This window comes from Pedobacter sp. 05T44, assembly GCF_056395985.1.
In genome coordinates this window covers 927,349-953,359 of sequence record NZ_JBFTKO010000001.1, presented here as the reverse complement: position 1 = coordinate 953,359, position 26,011 = coordinate 927,349, and the positions used below count along the sequence as shown (strand labels likewise).

At 42.4% G+C, this 26,011-nt stretch carries 31 protein-coding genes; 15 read left to right on the top strand and 16 right to left on the bottom strand.

Features of this window, described 5'->3' with window-relative positions; genetic code table 11:
- The first annotated feature begins 30 nt into the window (after positions 1-30).
- The 5 genes from AC1DDK_RS03880 to AC1DDK_RS03860 all read left to right on the top strand — a co-directional run bounded on the left by AC1DDK_RS03880 (position 31) and on the right by AC1DDK_RS03860 (position 3,771).
- Complete coding sequence (locus AC1DDK_RS03880) at positions 31-477, top strand: GNAT family N-acetyltransferase (RefSeq protein WP_337715799.1); 447 nt, start codon at positions 31-33, stop codon at positions 475-477.
- Between the two features lie 8 nt (positions 478-485).
- Positions 486-1,679, top strand: coding sequence for a winged helix-turn-helix domain-containing protein (locus AC1DDK_RS03875; RefSeq protein WP_337715797.1), 1,194 nt, complete (start codon positions 486-488; stop codon positions 1,677-1,679).
- 147 nt (positions 1,680-1,826) lie between these two features.
- Entirely contained in the window at positions 1,827-2,189 is a 363-nt protein-coding gene (locus tag AC1DDK_RS03870) for a nuclear transport factor 2 family protein (RefSeq protein ID WP_172660884.1), read from the top strand.
- Between the two features lie 77 nt (positions 2,190-2,266).
- Entirely contained in the window at positions 2,267-3,112 is an 846-nt protein-coding gene (locus tag AC1DDK_RS03865) for a glycoside hydrolase family 16 protein (RefSeq protein ID WP_477611792.1), read from the top strand.
- A gap of 98 nt (positions 3,113-3,210) precedes the next feature.
- Positions 3,211-3,771 (top strand): DUF922 domain-containing protein, encoded by a 561-nt coding sequence (locus AC1DDK_RS03860; protein ID WP_337715795.1) that lies wholly within the window; start codon positions 3,211-3,213, stop codon positions 3,769-3,771.
- Here AC1DDK_RS03860 and AC1DDK_RS03855 read toward each other — a convergent pair.
- Both AC1DDK_RS03855 and AC1DDK_RS03850 read right to left on the bottom strand, forming a co-directional pair.
- Positions 3,768-4,163, bottom strand: coding sequence for an energy transducer TonB (locus tag AC1DDK_RS03855; RefSeq protein ID WP_172660881.1), 396 nt, complete (start codon positions 4,161-4,163; stop codon positions 3,768-3,770). The two genes, AC1DDK_RS03860 and AC1DDK_RS03855, sit on opposite strands and share 4 nt — an antisense overlap.
- A 53-nt stretch (positions 4,164-4,216) precedes the next feature.
- Positions 4,217-6,904 carry a family 78 glycoside hydrolase catalytic domain gene (locus AC1DDK_RS03850; RefSeq protein WP_337715793.1) on the bottom strand — a complete coding sequence of 896 codons (2,688 nt, stop codon included), beginning with the start codon at positions 6,902-6,904 and terminating at the stop codon, positions 4,217-4,219.
- 92 nt (positions 6,905-6,996) lie between these two features.
- Between AC1DDK_RS03850 and AC1DDK_RS03845 the strand changes: the two genes are divergently transcribed.
- Positions 6,997-7,407: a DUF2846 domain-containing protein gene (locus AC1DDK_RS03845; protein WP_172660879.1), complete on the top strand. Its 411-nt coding sequence runs from the start codon at positions 6,997-6,999 to the stop codon at positions 7,405-7,407.
- A 70-nt stretch (positions 7,408-7,477) separates the two neighbouring features.
- Here the strand turns inward: AC1DDK_RS03845 and AC1DDK_RS03840 are convergent, their stop codons facing one another.
- Positions 7,478-7,834 (bottom strand): winged helix-turn-helix transcriptional regulator, encoded by a 357-nt coding sequence (locus AC1DDK_RS03840; RefSeq protein WP_172660878.1) that lies wholly within the window; start codon positions 7,832-7,834, stop codon positions 7,478-7,480.
- Between the two features lie 111 nt (positions 7,835-7,945).
- Here AC1DDK_RS03840 and AC1DDK_RS03835 point away from each other — a divergent pair, with 111 nt between their 5' ends.
- Positions 7,946-8,548, top strand: a complete 603-nt coding sequence (locus tag AC1DDK_RS03835) for an FMN-dependent NADH-azoreductase (protein ID WP_172660877.1) — start codon at positions 7,946-7,948, stop codon at positions 8,546-8,548.
- A gap of 48 nt (positions 8,549-8,596) precedes the next feature.
- Here the strand turns inward: AC1DDK_RS03835 and AC1DDK_RS03830 are convergent, their stop codons facing one another.
- Positions 8,597-9,247 (bottom strand): HD domain-containing protein, encoded by a 651-nt coding sequence (locus AC1DDK_RS03830; RefSeq protein WP_337715791.1) that lies wholly within the window; start codon positions 9,245-9,247, stop codon positions 8,597-8,599.
- Between the two features lie 103 nt (positions 9,248-9,350).
- Positions 9,351-10,265, bottom strand: a complete 915-nt coding sequence (locus AC1DDK_RS03825; RefSeq protein WP_337715789.1) for an AraC family transcriptional regulator — start codon at positions 10,263-10,265, stop codon at positions 9,351-9,353.
- 73 nt (positions 10,266-10,338) lie between these two features.
- Between AC1DDK_RS03825 and AC1DDK_RS03820 the strand changes: the two genes are divergently transcribed.
- The 6 genes from AC1DDK_RS03820 to AC1DDK_RS03795 all read left to right on the top strand — a co-directional run bounded on the left by AC1DDK_RS03820 (position 10,339) and on the right by AC1DDK_RS03795 (position 15,583).
- Complete coding sequence (locus tag AC1DDK_RS03820) at positions 10,339-10,812, top strand: DoxX family protein (RefSeq protein WP_337715787.1); 474 nt, start codon at positions 10,339-10,341, stop codon at positions 10,810-10,812.
- A 57-nt stretch (positions 10,813-10,869) separates the two neighbouring features.
- Positions 10,870-11,451: a TetR/AcrR family transcriptional regulator gene (locus tag AC1DDK_RS03815; protein ID WP_172660873.1), complete on the top strand. Its 582-nt coding sequence runs from the start codon at positions 10,870-10,872 to the stop codon at positions 11,449-11,451.
- Positions 11,452-11,521: 70 nt separating this feature from the next.
- Positions 11,522-12,346: an SDR family NAD(P)-dependent oxidoreductase gene (locus AC1DDK_RS03810; protein ID WP_337715785.1), complete on the top strand. Its 825-nt coding sequence runs from the start codon at positions 11,522-11,524 to the stop codon at positions 12,344-12,346.
- A 12-nt stretch (positions 12,347-12,358) separates the two neighbouring features.
- Positions 12,359-13,579, top strand: a complete 1,221-nt coding sequence (locus tag AC1DDK_RS03805) for an MFS transporter (protein ID WP_477633847.1) — start codon at positions 12,359-12,361, stop codon at positions 13,577-13,579.
- 188 nt (positions 13,580-13,767) lie between these two features.
- Complete coding sequence (locus AC1DDK_RS03800; protein ID WP_337715782.1) at positions 13,768-14,616, top strand: SDR family oxidoreductase; 849 nt, start codon at positions 13,768-13,770, stop codon at positions 14,614-14,616.
- 61 nt (positions 14,617-14,677) lie between these two features.
- Entirely contained in the window at positions 14,678-15,583 is a 906-nt protein-coding gene (locus AC1DDK_RS03795) for a helix-turn-helix domain-containing protein (protein WP_172660869.1), read from the top strand.
- 5 nt (positions 15,584-15,588) lie between these two features.
- On the opposite strand, the gene AC1DDK_RS03790 is transcribed toward AC1DDK_RS03795, so the two are convergent.
- Positions 15,589-16,770, bottom strand: a complete 1,182-nt coding sequence (locus AC1DDK_RS03790) for a multidrug effflux MFS transporter (protein WP_172660868.1) — start codon at positions 16,768-16,770, stop codon at positions 15,589-15,591.
- 225 nt (positions 16,771-16,995) lie between these two features.
- On the opposite strand from AC1DDK_RS03790, the gene AC1DDK_RS03785 reads away from it, so the two are divergent.
- Positions 16,996-18,150: a pyridoxal phosphate-dependent aminotransferase gene (locus AC1DDK_RS03785; protein WP_172660867.1), complete on the top strand. Its 1,155-nt coding sequence runs from the start codon at positions 16,996-16,998 to the stop codon at positions 18,148-18,150.
- A 35-nt stretch (positions 18,151-18,185) separates the two neighbouring features.
- Complete coding sequence (locus AC1DDK_RS03780) at positions 18,186-19,034, top strand: prephenate dehydrogenase (RefSeq protein ID WP_172660866.1); 849 nt, start codon at positions 18,186-18,188, stop codon at positions 19,032-19,034.
- A gap of 128 nt (positions 19,035-19,162) precedes the next feature.
- Here the strand turns inward: AC1DDK_RS03780 and AC1DDK_RS03775 are convergent, their stop codons facing one another.
- From AC1DDK_RS03775 to AC1DDK_RS03730, 10 genes are all read right to left on the bottom strand, one after another.
- Complete coding sequence (locus AC1DDK_RS03775; RefSeq protein ID WP_172660865.1) at positions 19,163-19,462, bottom strand: hypothetical protein; 300 nt, start codon at positions 19,460-19,462, stop codon at positions 19,163-19,165.
- Positions 19,463-19,527: 65 nt separating this feature from the next.
- Positions 19,528-20,316, bottom strand: a complete 789-nt coding sequence (locus tag AC1DDK_RS03770) for a hypothetical protein (protein WP_448633404.1) — start codon at positions 20,314-20,316, stop codon at positions 19,528-19,530.
- A 19-nt stretch (positions 20,317-20,335) separates the two neighbouring features.
- Entirely contained in the window at positions 20,336-21,439 is a 1,104-nt protein-coding gene (gene traM / locus AC1DDK_RS03765) for a conjugative transposon protein TraM (RefSeq protein ID WP_477611791.1), read from the bottom strand.
- A complete protein-coding gene (locus tag AC1DDK_RS03760; protein WP_288879740.1) occupies positions 21,436-21,771 on the bottom strand; it encodes a hypothetical protein in 336 nt (111 codons plus the stop codon). Before AC1DDK_RS03760 ends, traM begins: the two co-directional genes overlap by 4 nt.
- A 2-nt stretch (positions 21,772-21,773) precedes the next feature.
- The gene (traK, locus tag AC1DDK_RS03755) at positions 21,774-22,391 is read right to left on the bottom strand and encodes a conjugative transposon protein TraK (protein WP_477611790.1); all 618 of its coding nucleotides are present in this window, start codon (positions 22,389-22,391) and stop codon (positions 21,774-21,776) included.
- A gap of 14 nt (positions 22,392-22,405) precedes the next feature.
- Positions 22,406-23,608: a conjugative transposon protein TraJ gene (gene traJ / locus AC1DDK_RS03750; RefSeq protein WP_477633846.1), complete on the bottom strand. Its 1,203-nt coding sequence runs from the start codon at positions 23,606-23,608 to the stop codon at positions 22,406-22,408.
- 10 nt (positions 23,609-23,618) lie between these two features.
- Positions 23,619-24,245: a TerB family tellurite resistance protein gene (locus AC1DDK_RS03745; RefSeq protein ID WP_448633408.1), complete on the bottom strand. Its 627-nt coding sequence runs from the start codon at positions 24,243-24,245 to the stop codon at positions 23,619-23,621.
- Positions 24,242-24,895 (bottom strand): hypothetical protein, encoded by a 654-nt coding sequence (locus AC1DDK_RS03740; protein WP_477611788.1) that lies wholly within the window; start codon positions 24,893-24,895, stop codon positions 24,242-24,244. The genes AC1DDK_RS03745 and AC1DDK_RS03740 overlap by 4 nt, the downstream gene beginning before the upstream one ends.
- Positions 24,896-24,899: 4 nt before the next feature.
- Positions 24,900-25,343: a hypothetical protein gene (locus AC1DDK_RS03735; protein ID WP_477611787.1), complete on the bottom strand. Its 444-nt coding sequence runs from the start codon at positions 25,341-25,343 to the stop codon at positions 24,900-24,902.
- Entirely contained in the window at positions 25,340-26,011 is a 672-nt protein-coding gene (locus tag AC1DDK_RS03730) for a conjugal transfer protein TraI (protein WP_477611786.1), read from the bottom strand. The genes AC1DDK_RS03735 and AC1DDK_RS03730 overlap by 4 nt, the downstream gene beginning before the upstream one ends.

Genomic DNA, 26,011 nt, shown 5'->3' with positions numbered 1-26,011 from the left:
GGGTAGTCCGGGAATTTACGTTATACGTTTATGAAAATTACTTATCGGAAATTAGAATCTTCAGATATCAAACAGCTATTGGCCCTGGTTGGGGTATATGAGCGGGTATTTGAAATGCAGAATTTTGAAATGCCATCGGTTGCCTATTTGCAAACCTTGCTGGAAAATCAGCAGATCGTTTTTTTTAGTGCGCTTGACGATTATGAAAACGTAGTTGGTGGAATGACAGCTTACATGATGCCTTCCATATATTATGCTGCCCCTGAAGTTTATATATACGATTTGGCTGTTGAAGTAGCATGGCAGCGCAAAGGTGTTGGCAGGAGGCTAATAGAGGAGCTCAAGTCGTTTTGCAAGGGGCATGGATGTAAGTTTGTTTTTGTGCAGGCCGATCTTGCAGACCAGCATGCTATCGACTTTTACCGGTCGACGGGTGGGATCCAGGAGGATGTGGTGCATTTTGATTATCAGCTTTAAGGTTTTAGMTGGAATCTATTGTCCTTACCCAGTCACAGGCACGGAAGATCATCCTTGATGCCGCCGGGCTCGCCCGAAAAGCACAATTCGGAACTGGAGTAGAAGCTGTTTATAACGTAATTGATCATCTCGGTTTTGTGCAGTTGGATACAAATTATGTTGTGGAACGTGCCCATCATCATGTGATGGCTGCACGTATACCGGATTATCAAACAGAATGGCTGGCCAACCTTAGCGAGGATGGCCGAATTTATGAATACTTCAGCTCAGATGCAGGTTATCTTCCGATGGGGGATTTCCGCTTTTCCCTGCCTGTAAAAAAGGCCTTTGAAACACAAGGAAAACCGCTCACTAAGCCGGAAGTTAATTTAATGACACAGATTCTGGACCGGGTGGAAAGGGAAGGGGCGCTAATGGTTGGAGATTTCGAGAACGACCGCTTAGCAGCAAGCTCCGGCTGGTGGGACTGGAGACCCGCTAAGGTTGCCTTGGAAAGACTTTACCTGAACGGCAAATTGATGATCAGCCGGACCAAAGCCTTTCAGAAAACCTATGATTTACCCTTTAACTTAGTGCCGGAGGAAACAGACCTCAGCATGCCTACAGATGAGGAATACGCTCGTTTTGTGATCTATCGCACTCTAGGCGCACTGGGTATCTGTTCTGCCAAGGAAATGGCCTGGCGTGCCCGTCGTGTGAAAGGCAACCTGGTTAAAAAGGAACTGGAAAAAATTATTCAGGAAGGAAAAGTAAAAATGGTAATTGTAGAAGGCTTGAAAGGCCCGCTCTATATGCTCCCCGATCAGGAAATTAACGTTAAACTTTCCAACGATGTTTTCATTCTTTCGCCCTTCGACATCCTCAATGTCTTCCGTCACCGCTTAAAGGACTTTTTTAATTTCGATTACCAGATCGAATGTTTTGTGCCTGCCCCTAAACGCCTGTACGGTTATTTTTCACTTCCTGTACTGGCAGGGGAAACTTTTATCGCAAGGATGGATGCCAAAGCCGACCGCAAACAAAAAATGCTGATCGTTCATAACATCCATTTTGAATCCGTGGATCTTGAGCAGCGCATTATTGAAAAGTTTGTTCAAGCTTTAAAAGCATTCGTTCAATTCAACCAATGTAAGGACATTGTTTTCAAACGGTCCAACAATGAAACTTATCTGGATTCGATCAGCAAAAGTTTTTCTGAATAGATTGTTATCAAATCTTTATAAAAAAGCTCCATCTACAGCATTCTGGTTTTTATTTCCGATCACTGCCAAAATAACCCAAACGTAACATTTGGGAAACAATTAAAAGGCAGATTTGTAATAACTTAGAGATAACTTAAATATAATCGTATGAATACTCAGGAAGTAGCTGACAAATTAGTACAGCTTTGCCGTGAAGGCAAGCACGCAGAGGCCATTGATGAACTGTATGCAGACAATGTAGTTAGTAAAGAGCCGAAAGGATCTCCGATGGAATTGACGGAAGGCAAGGAGGCCGTTAAAAATAAAACGTTGCATTGGGAACAAAGCGTAGCAGAAATTCATAGTGCATCGACCTCAGATCCGCTTGTTGCGGACAACCATTTTTCTATAGTTATGGATATAGACGCCACCTATAAAGAGCATGGTAGAATGCCGATGAGCGAGATTTGTGTGTATGAAGTTAAAGATGGTAAAATCGTAGCCGACGAATTTTTCTATAGAATGGGTTAAAATGTTGGAATAAAACTCAGAATGATTACCTTAAGGGATGCATATCACTTGTATTAGAAATGAATATGGTAAATAAAATGACTTGCATCCTTTTTGCTTTTGCCCTTGGCGGAACGGTAAATGTATCCGCGCAGAAAGCGGATCCGGAATCGATTTACACAAAAGAAGGTTATAAATTGGTCTGGGCAGATGAATTTAACAACAATGGTAAACCTGATGCTACAAGTTGGACGCACGAGCAGGGCTTTGTACGCAACGAAGAAGCCCAATGGTATCAACAGGATAATGCCTGGTGTGAAAACGGGCTGCTTGTTATTGAAGGAAGAAAGGAAACCAGACCTAACCCAGGTTTTAAAAAGGAATCCGGGGATTGGAGAAGTAACCGAGAAAATGCGGAATATACTTCGTCAAGCATAAAAACCGCCGGTAAACATTCCTGGCAATATGGTCGTTTTGTGATGCGGGGTAAAATTGATGTAAGCTCCGGGCTTTGGCCGGCATGGTGGACGCTCGGTGTATCCGGAGAATGGCCTTCCAATGGCGAAATAGACATGATGGAATATTACAGAGGGAAATTACTGGCCAATATTGCTGTTGGGACTTCAAAAAAATATCAGGCGGAATGGCACAGCAATTCCAAGTCCATCATAGAATTGGGTGGACCCGAATGGGTCTCAAAATTCCATATCTGGCGAATGGACTGGACAGAAAAAGACATCGCCTTATATATAGATGAGCAGCTGCTGATTAAAGTAGATATGGATAGTCTTTACAATAAAGATGGCAGTAATACACATCCATTTAAACAACCTCATTACATGCTGTTGAACCTGGCCATGGGAGGTACCAATGGAGGTGGGCTTGAAAACACCAAATTCGCCAACCGTTTTGAAGTTGATTATGTACGTGTTTATCAGAAGTAGCCAGCTTTCGGTTTGTGTTTAGTGATGGTTGGAAAAAGGTGAAAGATGACTGGCATCATTATTGGCCTTATTGAGCGTCATCATAATGGTAATCTCCTATGGATATCAAGTTATTTTTCCCCTTTGTTTCTTTGCTAAAAAGATCTGTATTTATTCTTTTGCTTTTGGCGCAGGCGCATTCTTTTGCGCAAAGCAATATTTCTAAAGACATTCCGGTAATTGACATTAGCTTTTTCAAAGGTCCTGTGCCCAATAATACATCCTTTGCAAGCATGACCTATATCGATTACAGTTACGGTTTTAACATAGAGGGTACGCGACGTTCAAAAGATGTGAAAGTAAAGGTCGCCCTGACGATCAGTCCTAACAGTTCCCGGAGTTACCTCGACAAATCGAGAATAAAAAATGAGAATTTAGATCAGTTAATCGCTCATGAACAGGGGCACATTGTTATCGGGTTCTTTATTGGAAAGAAGGTTCAGGATGCCCTAAATGGGAGCCATTACACCAAAAATTATAAGAATGAGATCAAAGCCAATTACAAGAAGTTTTATCAGGAGTTCGAAAAACTGCAGCATCAATATGATGAAGAAACCAATCATGGTGCAGATAAAGAAGCCCAGATAAAGTGGAATAGAAAAATTCAACTGCTGGATTAAATACCAAAGCCAACAGGCATGTTTAGCAACATACGCACTGGTTTGTCCTTGTAATAGGCTGGTTCAGTAAACGATGTTTTTTGAACTGCCGCTACTGCAGCTTCATCACAGCCATGACCAAGTTTTCTATCAACTTTGATGTTAGATATACGTCCATCCAATTCAACGATGAATGACAAAAATACCCGGCCTTTAATTCCAGCCTCCTTGGCGCCTTTAGGGTATTCCAGGTTAGCATTTACCGCTTCATAAAACTTTTTCATGCCACCTTTAAATTTAGGCATTACCTGAACGACCGTAAATTCATATACGGTCGTATCTGATTGTGATTTTTCCTGAGCCAAGCCAGTAAGGTAAATGACAGTACATAAGAGCGTTAATAGTAATTTCATATCGTAAAATAATTAAAATTTAGTTGAATATCAATCTAAGAACAAAGCTGTTTTTATATTATCTCAAAGCTATATACACCTGATTGAAATTCGATCTGATATTTATTGTTGGTTTCTTTTGCGAAAGTGCTTTGTCCGGAATCATACTTTATCTTCGTTTTATTTGCAGGTAAAACAAAAGTTGCTGAACTATTTTTAGGGACCTCAATCAATACCTGCAGCTTTCCATTATCTCGTTTCCATTCTGAACGTATTTTCCCAAATGAACTATTGTATGAGGATTTGCAATAATTTAAATCGGTTATAAGTTTTGGCTGAATTAAAAAATGTTTCATACCCACACTTGCCGGATCAACTTTTATCCCTGCAATACCTGAATAAAACCATTCCACCACGCTTCCAAACATAGGGTGGCACCTGGAGCCATCGCCATTCCACGATTCCCATAAAGTGCTGTTTTTGCTGTCCAGTAAATAACCAAAGCCCGGGGAATCTTTTTGATTCATAATTTGGTAGGCAATATCATCCCGGTTATTTTGTGAAAGCACTTTTATCAGCAGGGGAGTTCCTAAAATACCTGTATCAAAATGGTAATTAATTTCCTTTAGATGCGCTAGTAACGAGTTGAAAACGATCTCATAGTTCTCCTTTGGTACCAGGTCAAAAGCTAGGGCAAATACATCAGCACCCTGCCTGCCTTCCCAGTAGGTTTGTTTGGAGGTGTTATAGTACGCTTTATTGAAATTTGTTTTTATTTCATTTGCAAGGTTCTCAAATTTTTGAGAATCATCATTTTTACCCAATGTCTTTGCCACTTTTGTCATGATATTGGTAACATGATAAAAGTAGGCTGTGTTAACCAAAGGTGCCGGAATTTGAATATTGTTGGGCGTACACCAATCTCCTAAACACCATCCGTTAGGTTCTTCTCTGGTTATTAATCCGTCTTTGTCGGTTCTGGTTTGCAGGTATTCCACCCATTGTTTCATGCCGGTATAATGCTCGGCCAAAACTGTGGTATCTCCATAATAAGAAAAATAGGTCCAGGGCATAATTACATAGGCCGACCCCCAAGCCGGCCCACCTCCGCCACCGCCAAAAGGGGCTGTGTGCGTAACAAATCCGGTTTTTTTATTTCTGGCATCGTCCATATCGTTGAACCATTTGCGATAAAACTGACGCATATCATAGGTGAGAATGGAACTTTCTATGATCACCTGCCCATCTCCTGTATAGCCTAGTCTTTCTCTATGAGGACAATCGCTGCTGATACTTCCATGGAAGTTTGCATTTTGTGTTTTGATATAGGCTGTATTTATCTTATTTAAAAATGGGTTTGAACATTCGAAGTTTCCATTTGATTTTACATCCGTGTGGACTTCTTTTATTTTTAAACTCTCCTTGTCAAGGCTTACATCCTGGGTAATTAATTCAATTCTTCTGAAAGCATGCCATGTAAATTTTGGCTCCCAGTTTTCTATCCCTTTCCCTTTCAAGACGTAGCTGTCGAACTGACCATAATCATCACCTTCCTCGCTGATATACCTGATTTTAATCCGACTGCCTGCTTTTCCTTGAACAGTTATTGCTGCCCAGCCTGATATCGTTTCATCTAAATGATAGGAATAAACAGAGTCTTTTGTTTTACCCTCAAAAGCAGGTATCAGCGTTCTGGTAATTTTATCAAAAGGTGCTAGCTGTGGGTGTAAAGTACCGGTAGGTGAACGCACTAAGATTGCCGGTTTCCACTGCACATCGGAATAACCGATTTTATTCCATTCTCCTAATTCTAATCGTGCATCGTATTTTTCCCCGGTAAAAATACCATCCTTCAATAAGGGCCCGTTTGCTGTTTTCCAGGTTTTATCGGATCCGATGATTTTGCGACTTCCGTCTGCATATTCTATTTCAAGTTGAAAAATTAACCTTGGCGCATCGTACCACATATCGCCTTCAACCCTTCGATCTCGTTGATTGTACCATCCATTGCCAAGTTGTATTCCAATCGCGTTGTTTTTTTGAAGCAGATAATTGGTAACATCGAAACTGTTATATAGCACACGTTGGGTAGACTGATCATCATAAGGATAAAGTAATTTCTTGAGTGGTCTTTTATCATAATTGGTAACCGCAGGAGCCAGCACCTGGTCCCCAACTTTCCTTCCATTTAAAAACAATTCATAAAACCCCAGGCCACTGATGTGAACTATAGCTTGTTTTATTTTTTTTTCGGCTGTGAATTCTTTACGAAAAAAGGGAGAGGGATAAGTAATCGCCGAATCGGGAAATGGATTTTCGAAGGCGCCAATCCATTTCCCTTGCCAGTCTGCGGCTTTTAATAATCCCATAGACCACGAAGCTGTCTGGCTCCAATTAGAGGCCATATTTTTTTCATCCCAAATCATCACTTTCCAGTACAACTTTTTTCTGGACGCTAAGGGCTTACCCTTGTAGAAAACCTGGGTTGAGTTTACAGAATTTATCTTGCCACTATCCCAATAATCACCTTTATTTTGCTGTAATAAAGAGATACTGCTTGCCACTATTATCCGGTATGCCGTTTGACTATTTGCTCGATACTCCGATGCCATTTGCCAGCTTAGCCCAGGATGTTGATGCTCAATAGCTATTGGATTTGAAAGCTGTTCGCATTCGAGTTTTTCAATATTGGGTGCTAACTGGTTACTGAAAATGAAGGTTGGAACAAGCAGGAATAGAATATTGGTAATGATTATTTTCATTTAATATCACTTAGCGTTTATAAAGCAAACTACGATTTTAATTATAGTTTTTTGTAATTTTATAAGATCTATTAACATCTTAATGCTGCGTTATGAAAACAATTAAAGTATTAATCTATCTGATTTTCTTTTTTTCAATCTCTCAAAAAGCCATGGCTCAGGAAAAAATGGGACAGGTCTATATTATAAGATCTACGGGATATGAGGGTTCCTTAATCAACTATAGGGTATATATTGATGATAAACTGGTTTGTAAAATAAAGAACAAACAGTTTTCTATTCACGATATTGCTGTTGGTGATCATACGGTCTCTGTAGCCAGTGGTGGAATCTCCACTGGAAAGAAATCTCAACCGTTGAAATTTACTGTAGAGGAGGGAAAAATAAACTATATTCAATTTAATAGGGCAGGAAAATTGACCTGTCAGGAAATTATGAAGAGCTCGGCAGAAGAGATTTATAAAAAAGCGACCCGAATCGATAACTGTCTTCCAAAAGAATAGCATCAAAATATAATATCTGACAGACAACTTAAGGAGTACGAAAAGGGAGAATTTTTCAGTTCTTCCTTTTCTAGCGTTCGCTTCTCAATTTATTTCGGTGCATTGCCCCCCAATCGGACAGGGTTTCCAATACACCGCTTAAAGTATCAGCATATGGTGTCAACTGATATTCAACCACCACTGGAGTTTGCGGATGAACCACTCTTTTTACAAAACCATTTATTTCCAGTTCTTTAAGTTCAGCTGATAACACCCGTGCAGATATCCCCTCAACACTTCGCTGGATCTCGTTAAACCGCTTATTGTTCTCACGAAGTGAGACTATAACCCTAAGCTTCCACTTCCCTCCAATCACATAAAGTGCGTCAGAGATAGAAGCCAGTCTGCTTGTGCATTCATTTGAAGTTGGCTGCAGTGTTTCGTGCATAATTAATTGATTTACAGTTTACTAAACAAAATATTAGTGCTAACCTTTTGTATACTACTAATCTTTTGTAAGCAAATGTATATAGATTTGACAACAATAAATCATAAATTCATGAAAAAGATATTGCATGTTATATCAAGTCCAAGAGGCGATGCCTCTTTTAGCATTAAATTAGGAAACGCCATTGTTGAAAAGATTAAGGCAGCTTACCCAGACAGTACCGTTCAGGAAAGCAATCTCCTTGAAAAACACTTTCCACACCTGGAAGAATCGCATTTAGCTTCCTTTTTTACGCCGGCTGAAAATAGAACACCAGAGCTCTTAGCAGCCGTTAAACATTCAGATGAAGCAATTAAAGAAATCATGGAAGCGGATGTGATTGTGATCGGTGCTCCGATTTACAATTACAGTATTCACTCTTCTTTAAAAGCATGGATAGATCATATTGCCAGATCCGGCCTCACTTTCAAATACGATGAAAATGGCCCTGAGGGATTGGTCAAGAACAAAAAAGTTTATATAGCCCTGTCCTCAGGAGCGATTTACTCAGAAGGGCCACTAAAATCAATCGACTATGTTGAACCTTACATGAGAACTATTCTGGGCTTTTTGGGGATGACAGATATCACCGTAATTCGTGCAGAAGGAACCTCATTGCCAGGCATACAGGATCATGCATTGGAAAAAGGAATAGCTAGCGTGCATATCAACTAGTTATATTATTGCTTTCACAATTGTGAAAGCAATAATTATTGACCCTTATTAATCATTCCATGGCGAATGTAAAATGCAATCGCAGAAATTTTTACGATGGAAATTTGGGGTCATATACGCACAAACATCAGCTTTGATATTACCAAAAGTGGTCTCTGTTTTATGTTCAAACCCACTAAAAAAAGTTGGGATGATGTTTTTCTTGAAATCATTACGTGGAAAGGCACTTATGATCTCAATTCTGTTCTCTTCGCTGAGGTGCTCATATCCTTCTCCCATTACATCTAAGCCGACGCCTGAATACATCAGCGCTACTTCGGGTTCCTTGTGTTCTGCAATACCTATCGTAGTATGTAAAGCAATAGTATCCCAAACCAACTGCAAAGATTCTTTCGGTAGGCCATGACTTTTAAGAAAATCGCGCGCGGCGTTAGCTCCGTCTACTTCGAAACGCAGATCAGGGCTGCTGTAGTGTTGTGTTAAACCTAAATCGTGGAATACCGAGCTCACATATAACAACTCCTGATCATATTTTAGCTGGTTTCTTTTTCCATTTAAAGAAGAAAAAAGAAATACCCTTAAAGAGTGATTGTAGATGAATTCTGTTCCATGTTCTAATAAAAGTTCTGTTGCCTGATTGGCAATGCTGCTATCGGGAATGCTTATACCTGCAACCGTTTTTAATTTATTAACTGACATCGTCTTTTTGTTTTCCCAAAGTTACCGCCGTCTTATGGCATAGGGAATGTTAAAATCCGTTAATCACATGTTAAAAGCTGCAAATGTGTAATTGGTTAGATGATCACCTACCAAGGTTTGTAAAAAGCATCCGGTAATCTTTGGGCGATACCTGTACGTTCTTCTTAAAAAAATGACTGAACTGGTCCGGCGTTGCAAAGTTCAATTGAAGTGCAATTTCTTTAATTGGCATAGAGGAGAACTGTAAAGACCTTTTTGCTTCTGCAATAAGCTGTCCATTTATGAGTTCCTTGGCTCCTCTACCACTGCAACGTTTTGATAGATCGGCCAGTTTTCGGGCAGAAATACCTAAAAGTTTCGAGTATTCTGCTACCTCATGTGAGCTTTGATAATGTGCACTTATCAATTCAATAAACTGTCTGTAGAGCTGATTCTCATAATTGTCGATTCCACTTGCAAGGGATGCGTTTACGTTAGCTATTTTTATCATGATAATTTTTAGATAGGCAGCCATTGCATCCAACTTATTGATATATTCTTCTCTTGCGAATTCATTCCATAAAGATTTGAACAGCGAACTAAGTTCTTCATGGTCTTCTTTTATGAGTGGGAGCATTTGGTTTGCAGAGGCATTGTTGAACAGTACAGCCTTACAATTATTGGCGCTTGAAGGAGCTTTTTCCCAAAAGCAATCACCAAAACTGAGCTCGTAACCAGTAAATTTGCTGCCTTTTTTAAAATTTACGACCTGCCCTTTTGAAATTAGAAAAAGTTCGGACGATGAAATTTTAAACGTATGGTCATCTATTTTTAGCGTGCCAAGCCCGGTACTGACAAGAATTATCCGGTTATAAGCAAGCCGAGATGCCGATGGGTGTTCATATTGTCTATCTGCAAAAAAATGGATAGAGAAGGAATCCTTAATCTCTTTTTCTATAAGCGTACTCGACAACATAATTTCTGGAAGGGGTAGTTTTAACAATCTTACACTAAAGGTAGCAAGAATAGTCAAGATCATAATTCATTTGGAAATGATCTTGAGAAACGAATGAAAATTAATTAATATGCTAACTTTAGCTTATTCTCTCCTTATGATAGACAGCATCTTTTATACCGGCAATGATTATGTTCCCCTCATCCTTAGGGTGGTGGCCGGCGTAATCATTTTGCCTTATGGCATGCAAAAGCTCTTTGGATGGTTTCCGCCATTGGGAGGAGGAATAGGCATTAAAGGAACGCTAGCAGATTTTAAAGCTAAGAAGGTTCCTGTATTAATAGCCTGTCTGGTCATTGTTGCCCAGACATTGGGGAGTATAGGACTGATTATTGGATGCCTTGGCAGGGTAGCCGCGCTAGGTAATTTTATCATCTTTGCTGCGGCCATTGTGGTGCACGCCCCTGATGGCTGGGCGATGAACTGGACTGGCAGGAAAAAGGGGGAAGGCATTGAATATTTTATATTGCTCTTATCAATCCTGCTTATCATTATCATTAAGGGGAGTGGCGCATGGTCCGTAGACTACTGGATTACCCATTTTATGAGCAATTTTACAATAGAAAGATGAAAACATTTGTTAAAATAGACCGAATGGTTTATTTTTGCTTCCTCTAATATTTAAGTAATGAATAAGGCAGAGCGGACAAGGAAATTTATTATCGAGAAATCGGCTTCCATTATCAACAGAAAAGGAATGGCCGGTACTTCGCTTAGTGACATCATGGAGGCAACAAAACTGGCCAAAGGTGGTATTTATGGAAACTTCGAAAGTAAGGATGAAATATGTGTAGCGTCCTTTTTATACCTGACAGAGAAGCTTGCCGATCAATTGAATAGAGCTGTGTTGCGTGGAGGAACCGCGAAAGAAAAATTTTTAAATTTATTGGATGCCTATACAGAGATTCAAAACACCGAGGGAGGTTGCCCTATTCTGAACTTTGGCGTTGAGTCTGATGATACCCATCCTAATATGAAAGAATATGTAAAGAAAGCAATCCGGTCCTCGCAAAAAAGATTTTTTGATATCATATCTGATGGTATTGCCCATCATGAAATATCAGCCACGGTGAATCCGAAGAACTTTAGCATAAAAGTTTTTGCCATGATTGAAGGTGCTATTTTGTTCAGAAGGGTATTAGAAAGTGATGAGCAAATGCGAATTATCCACGAGGCCATCAAACTTGAATTTGAGTCGTATTTAATATAATTTTTTTGTCAAATTAAAGACCGATTGGTCTATTTTGTGTGCTGAGTTTTAACAATTAATATAAGAAACAATGTCAAAAGTAATTTTAATCACAGGAGCCTCCAGGGGATTTGGAAAAATCTGGGCAGAGGCATTTCTAAAACGTGGTGATCGGGTAGTAGCTACAGGAAGGAACATCGAAGCGCTTCAGGGCCTGAGCGATCAATTTGGGGATCAGGTATTGCCTGTTCAATTGGATGTTAACGATCGCCAGGCCTGCGTTGAAGCCGTAAATAGGGCGAAGGAACATTTTGGAAGAATTGATGTACTGATCAATAATGCTGGGTATGGACTGTTTGGAGCCGTTGAGGAAACTTCTGAACAAGAAGCAAGGAGCCAAATGGAAACAAATTTCTTTGGCGTGCTTTGGGTAACACAAGCGGTGTTACCGATTATGCGCGCGCAGAAGGCCGGACACATTATTCAGGTATCAAGTTATTTAGGTTTAATAGCAGCTCCGGTATTGGGGATTTACAATGCTTCCAAATTTGCTGTAGAAGGTTTAACTGAAACACTTGCTTTGGAAGTGAAAGCCTTTGGCATTAACGTTTCTTTGGTAGAGCCTAATGGCTATGCAACAGACTGGTCCGGCGAGTCGGCTTTTCAGGCAAAACCAATGGAGATATATGGTCCGGTAAAAGATGCATTTCAGAAAGCGGTGTCCGTTCCTGGTTTTTTTGGACAACCAGCAGCCACTGCAGAAGCCATAATTAAATTAGTAGATGCACCTCATCCACCACTGAGGTTATTGTTAGGGTCATTTGCATATCCTTCGGTAAGAAAAGTTTATGAGGAACGCCTGGCCAGCTTTGAAGAGTGGAAAGCTGTTTCTGAAGCCGCACACGGAAGCAATTGATAGCAGAAAACAATGAAAACTTTAAAAGAAAATCACCAGGGATTTAGTACTGTGCTAGCCCTGTCGTTGATTCCATTGTCGGGATTTGCTACAGATATTTATTTGCCTTCACTTCCGGCGATGGCAAAAGACTTGCATGTTTCAGCATCCGCTATTCAGCTTTCGTTGGTACTATTTATGTTTAGTATAGGCGTAAGCCAGATTTTTATTGGAAGCATATTGGATAGCTTCGGACGTTTTAGGATCGGTATTGTATCACTCGCACTGTTTTCGCTGACCAGTTTTGTTATTGCCATTGTACCCAATATTTATGTTATTTATGCAATGCGTATTATTCAGGGTATCACCATTGCCTTTATTGTAGTAGGAAAGCGTGMCTATTTTGTTGATATCTATTCGGGAGATAAATTAAAGCATTACATCAGCTTGTTTGCCATTATCTGGGCATGTGCTCCCATTATGGCGCCATTTTTAGGGGGATACTTGCAAAGTGTCTTTGGCTGGCAATCTAACTTCTATTTCCTTGGTGTGTTGTCGCTTCTATTTTTAATTTTGGAACTCATCTACAGCGGCGAATCTTTAAAACATTTTTATCCGTTTAAGATCAGGTCAATTGCACAGACTTATAGTGGCATGCTAAAAACACCCGATTTTATCCTTGGTTTGGCGATTATTGGCATTTGCTTTGGCATGGTGGTTATTTACAGTTTGTCGAGCCCCTTTATTATAGAAAGTGTATTTGGTTATTCTGCTGTTACTACGGGCTATAGTTCATTGTTATCTGGTTTTTCTATCATGACTGGTGGGATCATTGCCAAATCGCTTATTAAACAGCCCCTGGCTAAAAAGGTTGTTACCGCTCTTATCGTACAGGTGAGTTTAGTGTTCCTTATGATATTGACAGTTCCTTTTGGTAGTAATATTTATACATTGATAGGCTTCACGATCTGTATACATATGTGCGGTGGTTTTATTTTCAACATCATTTATGGTTATTGCCTTAGCCGCTTTTCAAAAAATGCAGGTGTTGCAAGCGGACTTACCGGTGGTGCCATGTATATGGTTAGCTCGGTATTTAGCTATGGGTTTGCAAATTTATATGCTGTTAAAAGCCAGACTTTACTGGGGATAGCAAACATTTCTTTGATTCTGGTTATGGGCATACTGTTTATTGCTTTTAACCGATACAGAAAGGTACGGGTGAGTAATGAGCTGAAGACTGCTTTTGCCTAACTAAATCCGAAAATGAGGTAATCCAATAAACATTATTGGATTACCTTTTTAAGTATTCCGAGTGCTTCCACCATCTCATTTTGTAACAGGACGATTGTTTGAATTTTGCAAGTATTCATTTGTTCTCTGCAATCATTGCGTTTCCATGAGGGCTTACCTTTGTTTACATAAATTAAAAAGCAATAATCATGGATAAAACAATTCAAAAAGTATGGTTCATTACAGGAGCTTCGAAGGGGTTAGGATTAGCACTTGCAATACAGTTATTGGAACAAGGACAAAAAGTAGCTGCAACTTCAAGAAGCATTGAGGATTTAAAAAATGCGATAGGTGAGGAAAATGACAATTTTCTTCCCTTATCGGTTGATATCAGGAATGAAGAAAATGTTTCATCTGCAATCGAACAGGTGGTTGCGCGCTTCGGGACGGTGGATGTTATTGTTAACAATGCAGGCTATGGCTTAGCGGGCGCACTTGAGGAATTGACAGATGCGGAAAGCAGGCAAAACTTTGATGTTAACGTTTTTGGTTCTTTAAATGTGATTAGAAAAGCAATGCCATATCTGCGTAAACAAGGTTCCGGGCACATATTTAACATCGCATCTATTGGGGGTTTTACAGGGGCTTTCCCAGGCTTTGGAATTTACTGTGCTACAAAATTTGCAGTTCACGGTTTCTCAGAATCATTGAGAGAAGAAGTGAAAAATTTTGGTGTAAAAGTAACGGTAGTATCACCAGGATATTTCAGGACCAATTTTCTAAGTGATTCCTCGCTAAATGTACCATCAAATCAAATGCAGGAGTATGCTGAGGTACGAGCGGTTCAGGCTGCCCACGAACAGGATATTAACGGGAATCAACCTGGTGATCCGAAAAAAGCTGCTGCAGCCTTTATCAGCGTAGCAGACATGGAAAACCCTCCGGTTCATTTGTTTCTTGGTGAGGATGCCTACGAATTTGCCAACGCTAAGATAGCATTTGTACAAAAAGAAATGGAACAGCTGGCATATATTGGTAAGGCCACCGGCTTTGAATAGCAGGTTGACAACAGGTTATTAATTGCAGGAATATCTTTATTTTTGATCAGGTAAAAAACATATGGCTGAAATAGAAACTTTAGAAGATTTTTACAGGCACAAATTCGCAGGCGTTGCCAGCGATGCACAAAAAGCAATTGGCGATTTTAATGCCTTTGTATTGGAAGACATCAGTACTCCGGAAGGAAATTCAACTGTTGAATATGCACGTAGGGATTTTTTCAAGATCAGCCTGGTTACCGGATCCAACCTTTATCATTATGCCGACAAAACGATAAAGATCGATGGTACTGCACTCATCTTTTTCAACCCGCAGGTACCCTATAAAATGGAATGTGCATCGAAGGAAAATAGAGGCTTCTTTTGTATTTTCAAAGAAGCCTTTTATAGTGAAAAATTGAGAGGTAGCTTAAATGACCTCCCCATGTTTACCATTGGTGGAAAACCATGCTATATTCTTGATGAGCAGCAAAAAGAGGAAGTTTCAGTGATCTTTAAAAAGATCATCAAGGAAATGGAATCTGATTATAAATACAAACGGGACCTGTTGTTGAATTATGTAACCGAAATGATCCATTATGCGCTAAAGTTGGAGCCTACCGAAAACCTGTATCATACCAATGATGCCAATGCCAGAATTACTGCTGTATTTTCGGAGCTTCTGGAACGTCAGTTTCCGATTGTATCGGCTGAACAACGATTTAATATGCGTTCGGCCAAAGACTTTGCTGAAAGGCTGTTCGTTCACGTTAACCACCTTAACAGGGCCATAAAAGAGACGACCGGGAAGACGACCAGCTACTATATTGCAAACAGGATTGCAAGCGAAGCTAAAGCGTTGTTGAAACATACAGACTGGAACATTTCTGAAATCAGCTATTGTCTGGGTTTTGAAGAACCCTCGCATTTCAATAATTTTTTCCGGAAACATACCGAGTTGTCACCATCGAAATATAGAACTGCCTAAGGTCACTACCTTTCCAGATGCTTATGCTGCAAACATAAATAAGCCACAACGGCACAACAATACATCATTAAGATCATGGGGTAGGCTGTACCATTGTAAAGTATACTTAGTATTGATGTGATCAAAAAAGCAGATAGGTAACTTACGGCTCCTACCAGTGCAGAAGCTGATCCGCTGAATGATGGAATGGCTCCGATATATAAAGAAGTAGTGTTGGGTAGAATCAAGCCAAGCATAGCTAAAAATATAAAGATCAATGCCAATAAAACAGCGAAAGGCCCATTAAAATATAATACGATTATCATTATTAAACCTGTAACCAATTGGCACATCATTGCAAGTTTTGTGATTTTTTGAACCTCAAAATGTTTCAGCAGTCTGGTGTTGAGTATTCCGGTAGCAATTATTCCTATCGCAAAACCGGAAAACACAAAGCCGAACTGCTTTTTGCTTAACCCATAAATCTGTGTAAATATAAATGGCGAAGCCGTAATAAAGGAGAATGCTGCGCTATTGCTAATGGCTCTTACTATTGCATAATTAATAAATGCGGGATGTTTTATGCAATAGATATAGTTTTTGAATATGACAGGAAGGTAGAATTTTTTATCAGCAGCCGGAGGTTTTCCTGCGGGTAAAATAGTTAAACATCCTATTAGTCCTGCTCCCGAAACAACTGCCATAATTAGAAATAGGTATTTCCAGGTGGATGCTTCGGCTAACATCCCGCCGGCTATTGGCGACAATATTGGCGAAACCCCCATTATGATCTGTAAAACAGTGAATACATGGGCTGCATTTTTGTCCTTATAAATATCACCTACCAATGCCCTGCAGATGACCTGACAAGCGCTTCCTGCAAGCCCCTGGATAAACCTTAGTGTCAGAAATACAGGGAAAGAACTGGTAATTACGCAGCAAATGCTGCAAAGGACATACGCTGCTAACCCCACTCTTAAAGGGGTTTTTCTGCCCCACACATCAGACATGGGACCAATAAACAATTGGCCAAAGGACATGCCGAACAGAAACAATGTTACGGTACCTTCAATACGAACAATTGGTACTTTAAAGTAATTGGCCATTACACCAAATGCCGGTAAATAGATGTCAATGGAGATCGAGCCTATTGCAGTTAAAATACCTAAAGTTAACGTGATCAATAAGGGCTTCGCATTGATTTTCATCGAAATATTGGGTAGCTGAATTTTATGATAAAGCTATACAACTAAATTTACTCATATGAAATTTCTTATGTAAAAATTATGACTTAATTTTCTCGATTAAAAACCTATTTTTATGGCTTGAAAGAAAACAGTTTTTTACAGATCAACATCAAAACGAATCTATAGATATTTACTGTCTGAATTAATTCGGTTATCACTGTTTCGGGGTAAAAGTAATTTTTAATCATGATTGCAAAAAGAATGGAGGGGGTTAGTGAATACTACTTCTCCCAAAAACTTAGGGAGATAGAATCCCTGAATAAAGAAGGCAAAAACATCATTAACTTAGGCATCGGGAGTCCCGATCTCCCACCACATCCGGATGTGATCAGGACATTGCAGGAAGAGGCTGCAAAGCCAGGTGTACATGGTTATCAGGGATACAAAGGCATACCTGCATTGCGACAGGCCTTTGCAGATTGGTATCAAAAGTGGTATCGGGTAACGCTTGATCCTGACACCGAAGTATTGCCCCTGATTGGCTCTAAAGAAGGGATCATGCACATCTGTATGACTTATTTGAATGAGGGTGAGGAAGCATTGATCCCGGATCCCGGTTACCCTACTTATGCCAGTGCAGTTAAACTGGCAGGAGGCAAAGCTGTAACTTATCTCTTACAGGAGGAGCGAAACTGGTATCCCGATCTCCAGGCACTGGCCGCTACGGATTTGAGCAAGGTGAAGCTAATGTTCGTGAATTATCCGCACATGCCTACCGGGCAGCAGGTAAATGCCGGGATGTTTGAAAACCTGATACGCTTTGCAAAAGAAAATCAAATCCTGCTGATACATGATAATCCATACAGCTTCATTCTAAATGATCATCCTGTAAGCCTTTTGGAGGTGCCTGGTGCTAAAGAAGTGGTACTGGAACTGAACTCCTTGAGTAAATCTCATAATATGGCGGGTTGGCGCATCGGTATGCTTTGCGGATCAAAAGAACGGGTTGAAGAGGTGTTGAGGTTTAAAAGTAATATGGATAGCGGAATGTTCCAGCCGCTGCAAATGGCGGCAGCAAAGGCTTTAAGTCTTGGGACTGACTGGTACAATTCTATCAACAGCATCTATTCGCAAAGGAGAGATAAGGTATATCGTATACTTGATATTCTGGGCTGCAGCTATGAGCTTAAACAGGTTGGTTTATTTGTTTGGGCAAAAATACCTGATCATTACCCGGATGCTTATGCCCTTAGCGATGAAATCCTTTACGGAGCAAATGTTTTTCTGACCCCGGGAGGCATATTTGGCAGTCAGGGAAATCGGTACATCCGGATCAGTCTTTGTGGCGATCTTTCCAGGTTTGAGCAGGCGATAGGCCGGATCAGTAACTCGTATAAATAACGCATATACTCACAATAAAAAAAATACCTAAACAGATGAAAATAGCAGTTGTAGGTCTTGGACTTATCGGCGGTTCCATGGCCATGGTGTTAAAGCATAGGGGCTTCGCTTCAAAAGTGATAGGAGTGGATAATCAGCAGACACATACGCAGAAGGCACTGGAACTTGGGATTGTCGATGAAGTGGCTGATCTGGACAGCGCAATAGCAAGCAGCGACCTGGTTATACTTAGTGCTCCGGTAAGCGTATGTGAGAAATTACTACCTCATATCTTAGATCTTGTAACACACCAGGTTGTACTGGATACCGGTTCCACTAAAACCTCTCTTCTGGAGGCCGTAAAGGGGCATGCGAATAGGGGAAGGTATATCGCCACGCACCCCATGTGGGGAACAGAATTCAGTGGCCCGGAAGCGGCAACATTGGATGCGTTCGACGGTCGGGCCAACGTCATTTGTGATGCAGGGGAAAGCGATAAGGATGCTCTTGAAACAGTAGAACGGTTGTATAAATTACTTGGCATGTACAATGTATACATGGGCGGAAAGGATCATGATGTACATGTGGCCTATGTCAGTCATATTTCCCATATTACTTCCTTTGCCCTGGCCAATACGGTGCTGGAAAAAGAGAAAGAAGAAAATGCCATATTTGAACTGGCCAGTGCGGGTTTCGAAAGTACAGTAAGGCTGGCCAAAAGTAGTCCTGCCATGTGGATGCCCATATTTAAACAAAATAAGGAAAACGTACTTGATGTGTTAAATGAACACATTACTCAGCTCAGGAAATTCAAATCCTGCATTGAGAAGGAGAATTGGGCATACCTTACCGAGCTGATGGAACATGCGAATAAAATCAAAGATGTCCTGGACCGGAAACAATAAAAAGTGTGCGCTGACGGAATAAACCATTTTGATATCTTTTTTAAGAGGACATAGCCCGGCTCCAGAGGCCGTCACAGCAGCTTGGCTCGTTTACAGTCTGAGGACAATTGCGCTAAATGTATCTCAAACTAGGGTGCGGTGGAGAAATCCAGCATCATTACTTTGCTGCAACTCATTCTATTGAAGTTGGGCTGGTAGAGTATATACCCATATTCATCCAGAGCCCTGATGGCGCTATGCCAGGTTGCACTGCTGGATACTTTTGCCTGCGGCATGAGCTGCTTGCTTTTTACCCGGATGAAAGCGGGGTGATCGCTTTGAATCCAGTGCCGATAAAGCGCCATGTAAACGGCAATGTGTGTGGTCCTGATTCGTGGGTCGTGTTCGATTTTTTCCAGAAATTGCTTTAAAATAACTGTTGCTTCCATTCTTTCTTGGATATTGTGATTTGCTGACGCCAGTGTTGGCGTGAGCGGTTTGGAATTCTTGTTTGCTAAGACATGGTGGGACCGGACTTTTTTACCCTGGGTCTGGGTGTCTTGTTTTCCAGGGATGTTGCCTGGGAATTTATTTGTTCTTTCCCCTGTTGCTGGTTGAGGTACAATTTATTCAGGTTCATATCGTATACGTCAACACTTTTAAATCGGGGATTGGCGGCCAGGAAATGCTGCTGCAATTGACCATCTTCAACGAAGTTTACCGATTGCAGGTTACCTTTTTGGAGCGATTGCAGCAGTCTTGCAGCTGTTGTTTCGTCCCCAAGTTCTGCAATGGGCAATTTTTCCAATGCTTGCTGCAGATCAAAGCCATAATTGTCCCCAAAAGTCTGGAATTTGTAGTTTCCGTATTTATCGGTTTCCTTAAAGTTCAGCTGTGTCCAGGCATTGTATTTCTCACCTGTAGTGACGTATTTGTCCTGGATCAGGTCTTTCTCCATTTTGCTGTACTCCTTGAAAACGGATCTCCCGCTTAGCAGGTTATAGGCCTCTTTCTGGGTGATGTTGTTCTCCTTGCCGATTTGAAAGGTTTGGCTCATCAGCTCTTGGGAGTGCGGAGGTCTGAATGTGAGTTCATAACGGTTAAAAAAGTACAGGTCGCTTGACTCTGAACGACTGAAATCCAACCTGGAGACCACCACATCATTGCCGAATTCTGTGCGGTTTAAGAGTTGAAATTCTTTGAGTTCTTTGCCGATCTTCTCATTCAGCTGGCTTTCATAGCCTTCACCAAATCCAGTGTATTTGATCTGGTCTTTCAGGAATTCTACATTTTTCTTGTTCATGATTTTTGGATTTAATTAATTAATGTGATTGATTGTCTTTTAACAGTACCTGGTAGCCGGCTTTGAGCCTTGCTTTGATGCGCTTTATTTTTTTTCCGAACAATCCCTTGGCAGTAGTGATGCCTGCCCCGGCAATCTGTGTACTTAGATTCTGCTCCATCCCCATGAGCTGCAGGCCCTGGATGGCATTATCGGAACCCTCTTTGAGCGCATCCGTAATTACGGCTTCGGGTGCATTGATGCCTTCCATACTGTCTTGCAGGTCATATACCACCAGGTCAACAGGGATGATGGCATAGCCAAGCCCGATGCTTTTAATGTGCAGGCTGATTCGCTGGTTGCTGATTTCGCAGCTGCCATAAACCTGATGTCCTTTAGGGATGTGTTGTCCATTCAATACTGCTGAATCCAATAGCCTTAAGGCCACCACGGTACCTTGTTTGACCTTCTGGTCTTTCGCAATGATGGCAGGAATGGCGGTGTAGGTCATTTTAGTGCCTTCGGGCAGAATTGGGTGGGTTTTCTCCTTCAGCAATTCCGGATGCTGAATCTCCTGGATCTTTTCCAGTAGTTGCTGGAGTTGACTGAGCTCGGGATCCTCTTGTTTTTCTTCTTCCACAGCGTCCATCATCGCGCTCAGTTGCTGGAGCTGATGAGTGTTTTCAGCTACGGGAACCGGATTGCTTTTTAAGGTAGTATCCGAAAATTTTTTCTCTGGCTGATTCAGTACCTTGTTAAGCTGTTCCAGCTTTTGATAGACTTGTAGCTCGCCAGGCTCAGGACGATGCCCATTCAGCAGCAAAGGGTCCTGGTCAAATGTCTGCGGGGCGGCTGAACCATTTGACGAATAATAAGGATCTGTTTTAGACTGCTGGGCGAGTCGATTGGAATCGGCGGTTGCCTTTTCATAAAAGCTCATCTTATTGAGCGGCTTTATCGTGTCGTTTTTGGCGTCGGGCAGTTCGGTATTGATGCCAGTAGTGGAAATTCCATGATTTGTAATGCCTTTTCCGCCACCTAGCAGTACGAAAAGGAGTGTGGCAAATGGCACGATGATAACAGGCAGGAAAGTAAAGAACCTGCGTTTGTTGAGAAATTCCGGGGATTTGAGTAGTTGATTCATTTCTGTGGTTTTTTACGTGATTCATAAATTTTTTCCATCAGTAACAGACTGTCCGAAGGCTGGGTCTGGGTGATGGGGGCACTTTTTGTTTGAACAGGAGGAATGGGCTGAGCCTTTAGCCCAGTGTTACCAAGCAGTGTAATGTTCCATGCGGTGAGGAGAATGGCCGCAAGCAGCAACGTGACGATTTTTATTTTCCTCGGCAGGCAATTGAACAAGCGGTTCATTCCATTGGCCCAATGCGTTTGCAGCTTCAGAATTACCGTGCTGATGTTTCTGGCGATAACCTCTTGCAGCATTGCTTTGCGCTGTCCTTCGTTGTTGTTTTTCATGATTAGGGTTGTGTGGTTTTCAGGTCTTTGTTTTCCAGGGTGTTCCAGCGTTCGATTAGAAAGCCATGGGGATTGTTGTCACTACGAATCACCTCCCGGAGATAGCCCGAAGTAATGAGTGTTCTGCGGAGCTGACCGGTCTGGCGGATAATCTGTTGGGTAGCATAGCAGCGAAAGGGGTAAGGGTAGCTCCTGGTATCAATTTTAACGCTATCCACCTGGAGTGATTGGCTGATATTGCCAGCTATCAAACCTGCATAGTAGCCCTTCTCCTCGAGATTGTCGTAGGCATGTTTGGCACTTTGATCAGCCAGATACAGGGACTTGGTGATGTGCTCCTTGATGACTTTATCGTCAGGGCTGAGGCTGAAAAAAAGCTGGTGAAAGGTGGCGACATGATCCCTGGCTTCTACCTCCAAGTTGTCTTTTCTGTTGGAACTCATGGCGCTGACCACCTTGCCGTTGAGCAAAATCAGTACACGATCCTCCGCCCGGGCGACCCGCTGGTCTGAGTGGTAAGTATAGAAACAAGTGAAAGCCAGGTTTGCCAAGACAACCACCAGGCTGAAGGTCCGGATTTGTCTGAAGGCGGTATCAATATTTTTTATTTGCTGAAACATATCGCTGGGATTAATTAAGAGCCAAGTATTTTATCTTGCATGTAACTGCCGGTGTTTCTGGATGATCCGCCAGTGCCCCGATCGGTACCTGAGCCGCCGGCGCTGAGACCGAGTGCTGTACCCATCAGGTGCTGCGCCCCGCTGGCTGCTTTAACGGCGCCCGCGGAGGCAACAGCGGTAGTACCTGCCGCTGCCCCTGAGACCATGCTGGTAATTTGCTGGGTCATGGCGCCAGCCCCGCCGGCATTGACAATGTAACCAGCAACACTGGGAACGGTAAAGTAACCGACAATACCAATCAGCAGGAAGATCAGGTAAGCGGTGTCCGTAGCGCTAAACAGCGTATCTCCATTTTGCTGAATCTCACTGATATCCAGAATGAGCATTTTCTCCTGTACTTTTGCGATGATGCTGCCGAAGATATTGGCCACAGGCAACCACAGAAAGATATTCAGGTAGCGTGCCAGCCAGGAACTCAGTGTACTTTGAAACCCGTCAAATACCGCGATGCCGAATACCRGCGGTCCTAGAATAGCCATGACCACCAGGTTGAAAGTCCGAAGGGTGTTGATGCACAGCGCAGCTGCTTCATACACGACCCGCAGGATTTCACTCATCCATTCTTTCACTGAATTCCTGAAATTGTAGGAGGCCTTTGACATGGCAAAGCGGACTTCATTGCCCAGGCCCTCCAGAATTCCTTCTTCTGCGGGATCCTGGTTGTCATAAGTGTATTTATACCATTTGTCCCGGTCACCCTCACCGGTCGATCCGATGTACATTTTCCAGGCATCGCTTGCCTTGACCTGCTTTTCCTTGGCTTTAAGGAGCCTGGCAATCGCCTGATTGGAGCCGCTCATCATTTCAGCAGTAGCGGTTACCGTAGGTTTCATTACCCCATTGATCATGCTCAGTACCGAAGGGTAGATCATAATGGCAAAGCCCAGCACAAAAGGGCGAAACAGGGGATAGAAGTTGATGGGTTCTGCGTTGGCAATGTGTTTCCATACCCTGGAGCCGATGTACCAAAGGGCTGCGAAACCGGCAATGCCCTGGGCAACGCCGATGAGTTTACTGCATAAGGGCATCATTTCCAGATACAGCTGGTCGAGGACACCATGCAGGCTGTTCATCTCCTGGGCAAGCCCCTGTGCCTGGCAAAATGCCGGCAGTAGTAAAAAAAATAATGGGGCTATTCGTTTTGTCGTTTTTTTCATGTGGATAAGTCTAGGGCCGGATGCCATAAAGCTCACGGCTGGATTGAATGTCTTGATTCGATGCGCTGCGCTGCAGGGAAAGAAGACTGGTCGAAGTATTGAATTTGTTCAAAAAAACTAGCTTTTGCTGCAGCTCCAGATAGATCTGGTCAATGGCAGCGAGCCGCTCCTGGTCTGACATTCGTAGCCGTCCGGCAGTGACGACCGCCAGCAGGTCATTAAGGTTGTCCACACTTTGCTTTAGGAGGCGGTCATAGATTCTGGCGATATACTGCAGCTCATCCGGACTGAAACTGCCACTATGGAGGAAACGCCGGTAAGCGGTTTTGTACTGGCCAACCAGGATCATCTGACCGGAAACAATATCGGCCACCTTTTTATACTTTCTGACCGCCGGGCTAACCTGCATCAGCCCGTCTAAAAAGATCCGATGCAGGTTGAAGTTCCCCTGGGAAAGGTTCCGGACGGTATTGTAGCCGTTGCTGATGAGGGTATAACCTTTTTTCATGTCTTTAAGTATTTTTTTAAACTGGTCAAGTTTTTCAACATTCAGCAGCAATTGCTGCACTTCCTGACTTTGCCCTTTTCCATAATAACAGGTCAGCTGAAGCAGGAATATGAGTAGCAGGATTTTCATAACACCGTATTGAGGTTGCTTAACCTTAGTTCCAAATTGATATTCCTTAATTCGGATGTCCTTTGTTGGTCCAGGGACATACCTTGTTGCACAAAGCTTTCGCAGAAATTTAGATGCGACAACAGCTGGTGATGCAGCTCCCTGAGCCGGTTGATCCGCTGGGCATCGCTGAGTTCCAGTTGATGGTCTTCGGTCAGCTGGTAAGATTCTTCCATTGCCTGCGCACAGGAGCTACGGAGTTTTTGAAAGACCCTTTGCTGATAGGACAGCTCATCGGGAGAAAAACTTTCTTTCTGTACCGCTTCTTTCAGGTAGCTGGCGCTGAGGCGGAATATATGATCCTGGAGCTGGACCATGTCAGCGAGCAGGCTTAGGCTTTTTATGTTGGTACGTGGATTTTTTAACCCCGAAAAATATAGGCTGTGAAGGTTAAAGTCTCCTTTTTTTAATGCACTGATGGTGTTGGTCCCAACTTTAATGATGTTATAGCCCTGCCTGGCAAAACTGAGGTAAACTTGCAGGCCTGCGACCTGTTGCGCCAGGTATCGCCGCTGGGTTTTTTTCTGTTTAAAGAACTCTGCCCAGGTCTGGGCTTTGCCGGCCGATCCAATCAGCAGCAAGAGGGAAAAGGTGAAAAATATGGATTTCATATGTTTAACGGGTTAGGTTTTTTTTGTGTTTTTGCTTTGTTTTTAAACCAGCTGGGGCCACCCAGGCCGCGGCCCAGCTGCATTGCGGTAACTCCGAATGGCTGTTGATCTGCTGATAGTCGTAGTCCCGTGTCAGGCCATTTTGATTCAGGCAGATGATGTCCATGCTTTTGATCAGGAATCCCCTTTGCCGGGTATAATCCAGGCTGAAAATACAGCTGACGCGGTATCCTGCTTTCAGTCTGATGTCCTGGCTGACTAAGGAAAGCTCAGATGGTTTTTTGCCGAGCACTTCATGGGTCAGCATCAGGTATTTCAGACTGTCTGAAAACGTTTTGCCGTCTTGTTGAAAGGTTGCCAGGAACGGTCCGGGGTAGCCTTTCTGAGCAAGCAGATTTTCCAGGTCTGCGACATGCCTTTTGATCCGTTGATGGGCTTCGATGATCATTGCAGTCCGTATAAGCGCTGTATCTGGCGCAGGTCATTCTGGTCCGCTGCCCGGCTAAGGGAGAGGCTGATGTTTTGCTGGTTGAAGTGCAGCAGGTCGAAATAGGCCTGATCTGCCTGGTCTGAGGCCTGCCTGATGAGTTCCAGCCTGGCCGCGTCACTCATCTGGGTTTGAAAGGAATCTACCACCAATAGGAGCTGATCCATTTGCCGGACGCTTTGCTGCAGAATTCCTGCATATACTTTTGCCATATATTCCAGCTCGCCGGGAGAAAAATGTGGATCCTTTTTCAACAGTTGCCAGGCTTTGCGATAAGCCTGCACCAAACGAATCTGGCCAGCGCCAATCGCTTTGACCTGGTGGTAAGCGCTGATGATCTGTTTCACTTTACTCAGCTCTGCAAAGTAGTCCTGGTAAAGGTCCCGCTGCCTCTGGGTCCAGTCGGAAATCTCTCCCAGCTTGACTTTACTCATCGCATTTTCCAATGTCTTCTGCGCATTTTGTAACCAGATGGTTTGATTTTGCATACGCTGGACTTTCAGGTCAATGGCTCTGATGACTTTTTTAACGCCGGTTTTGATGACTTCGGCAATGACCAGCTGAGCCTGGACAGGTTTTGGTTGCAGCAAGCCTGCCAGCAAAACAATGGTGATCAGTAATGTTTTCAT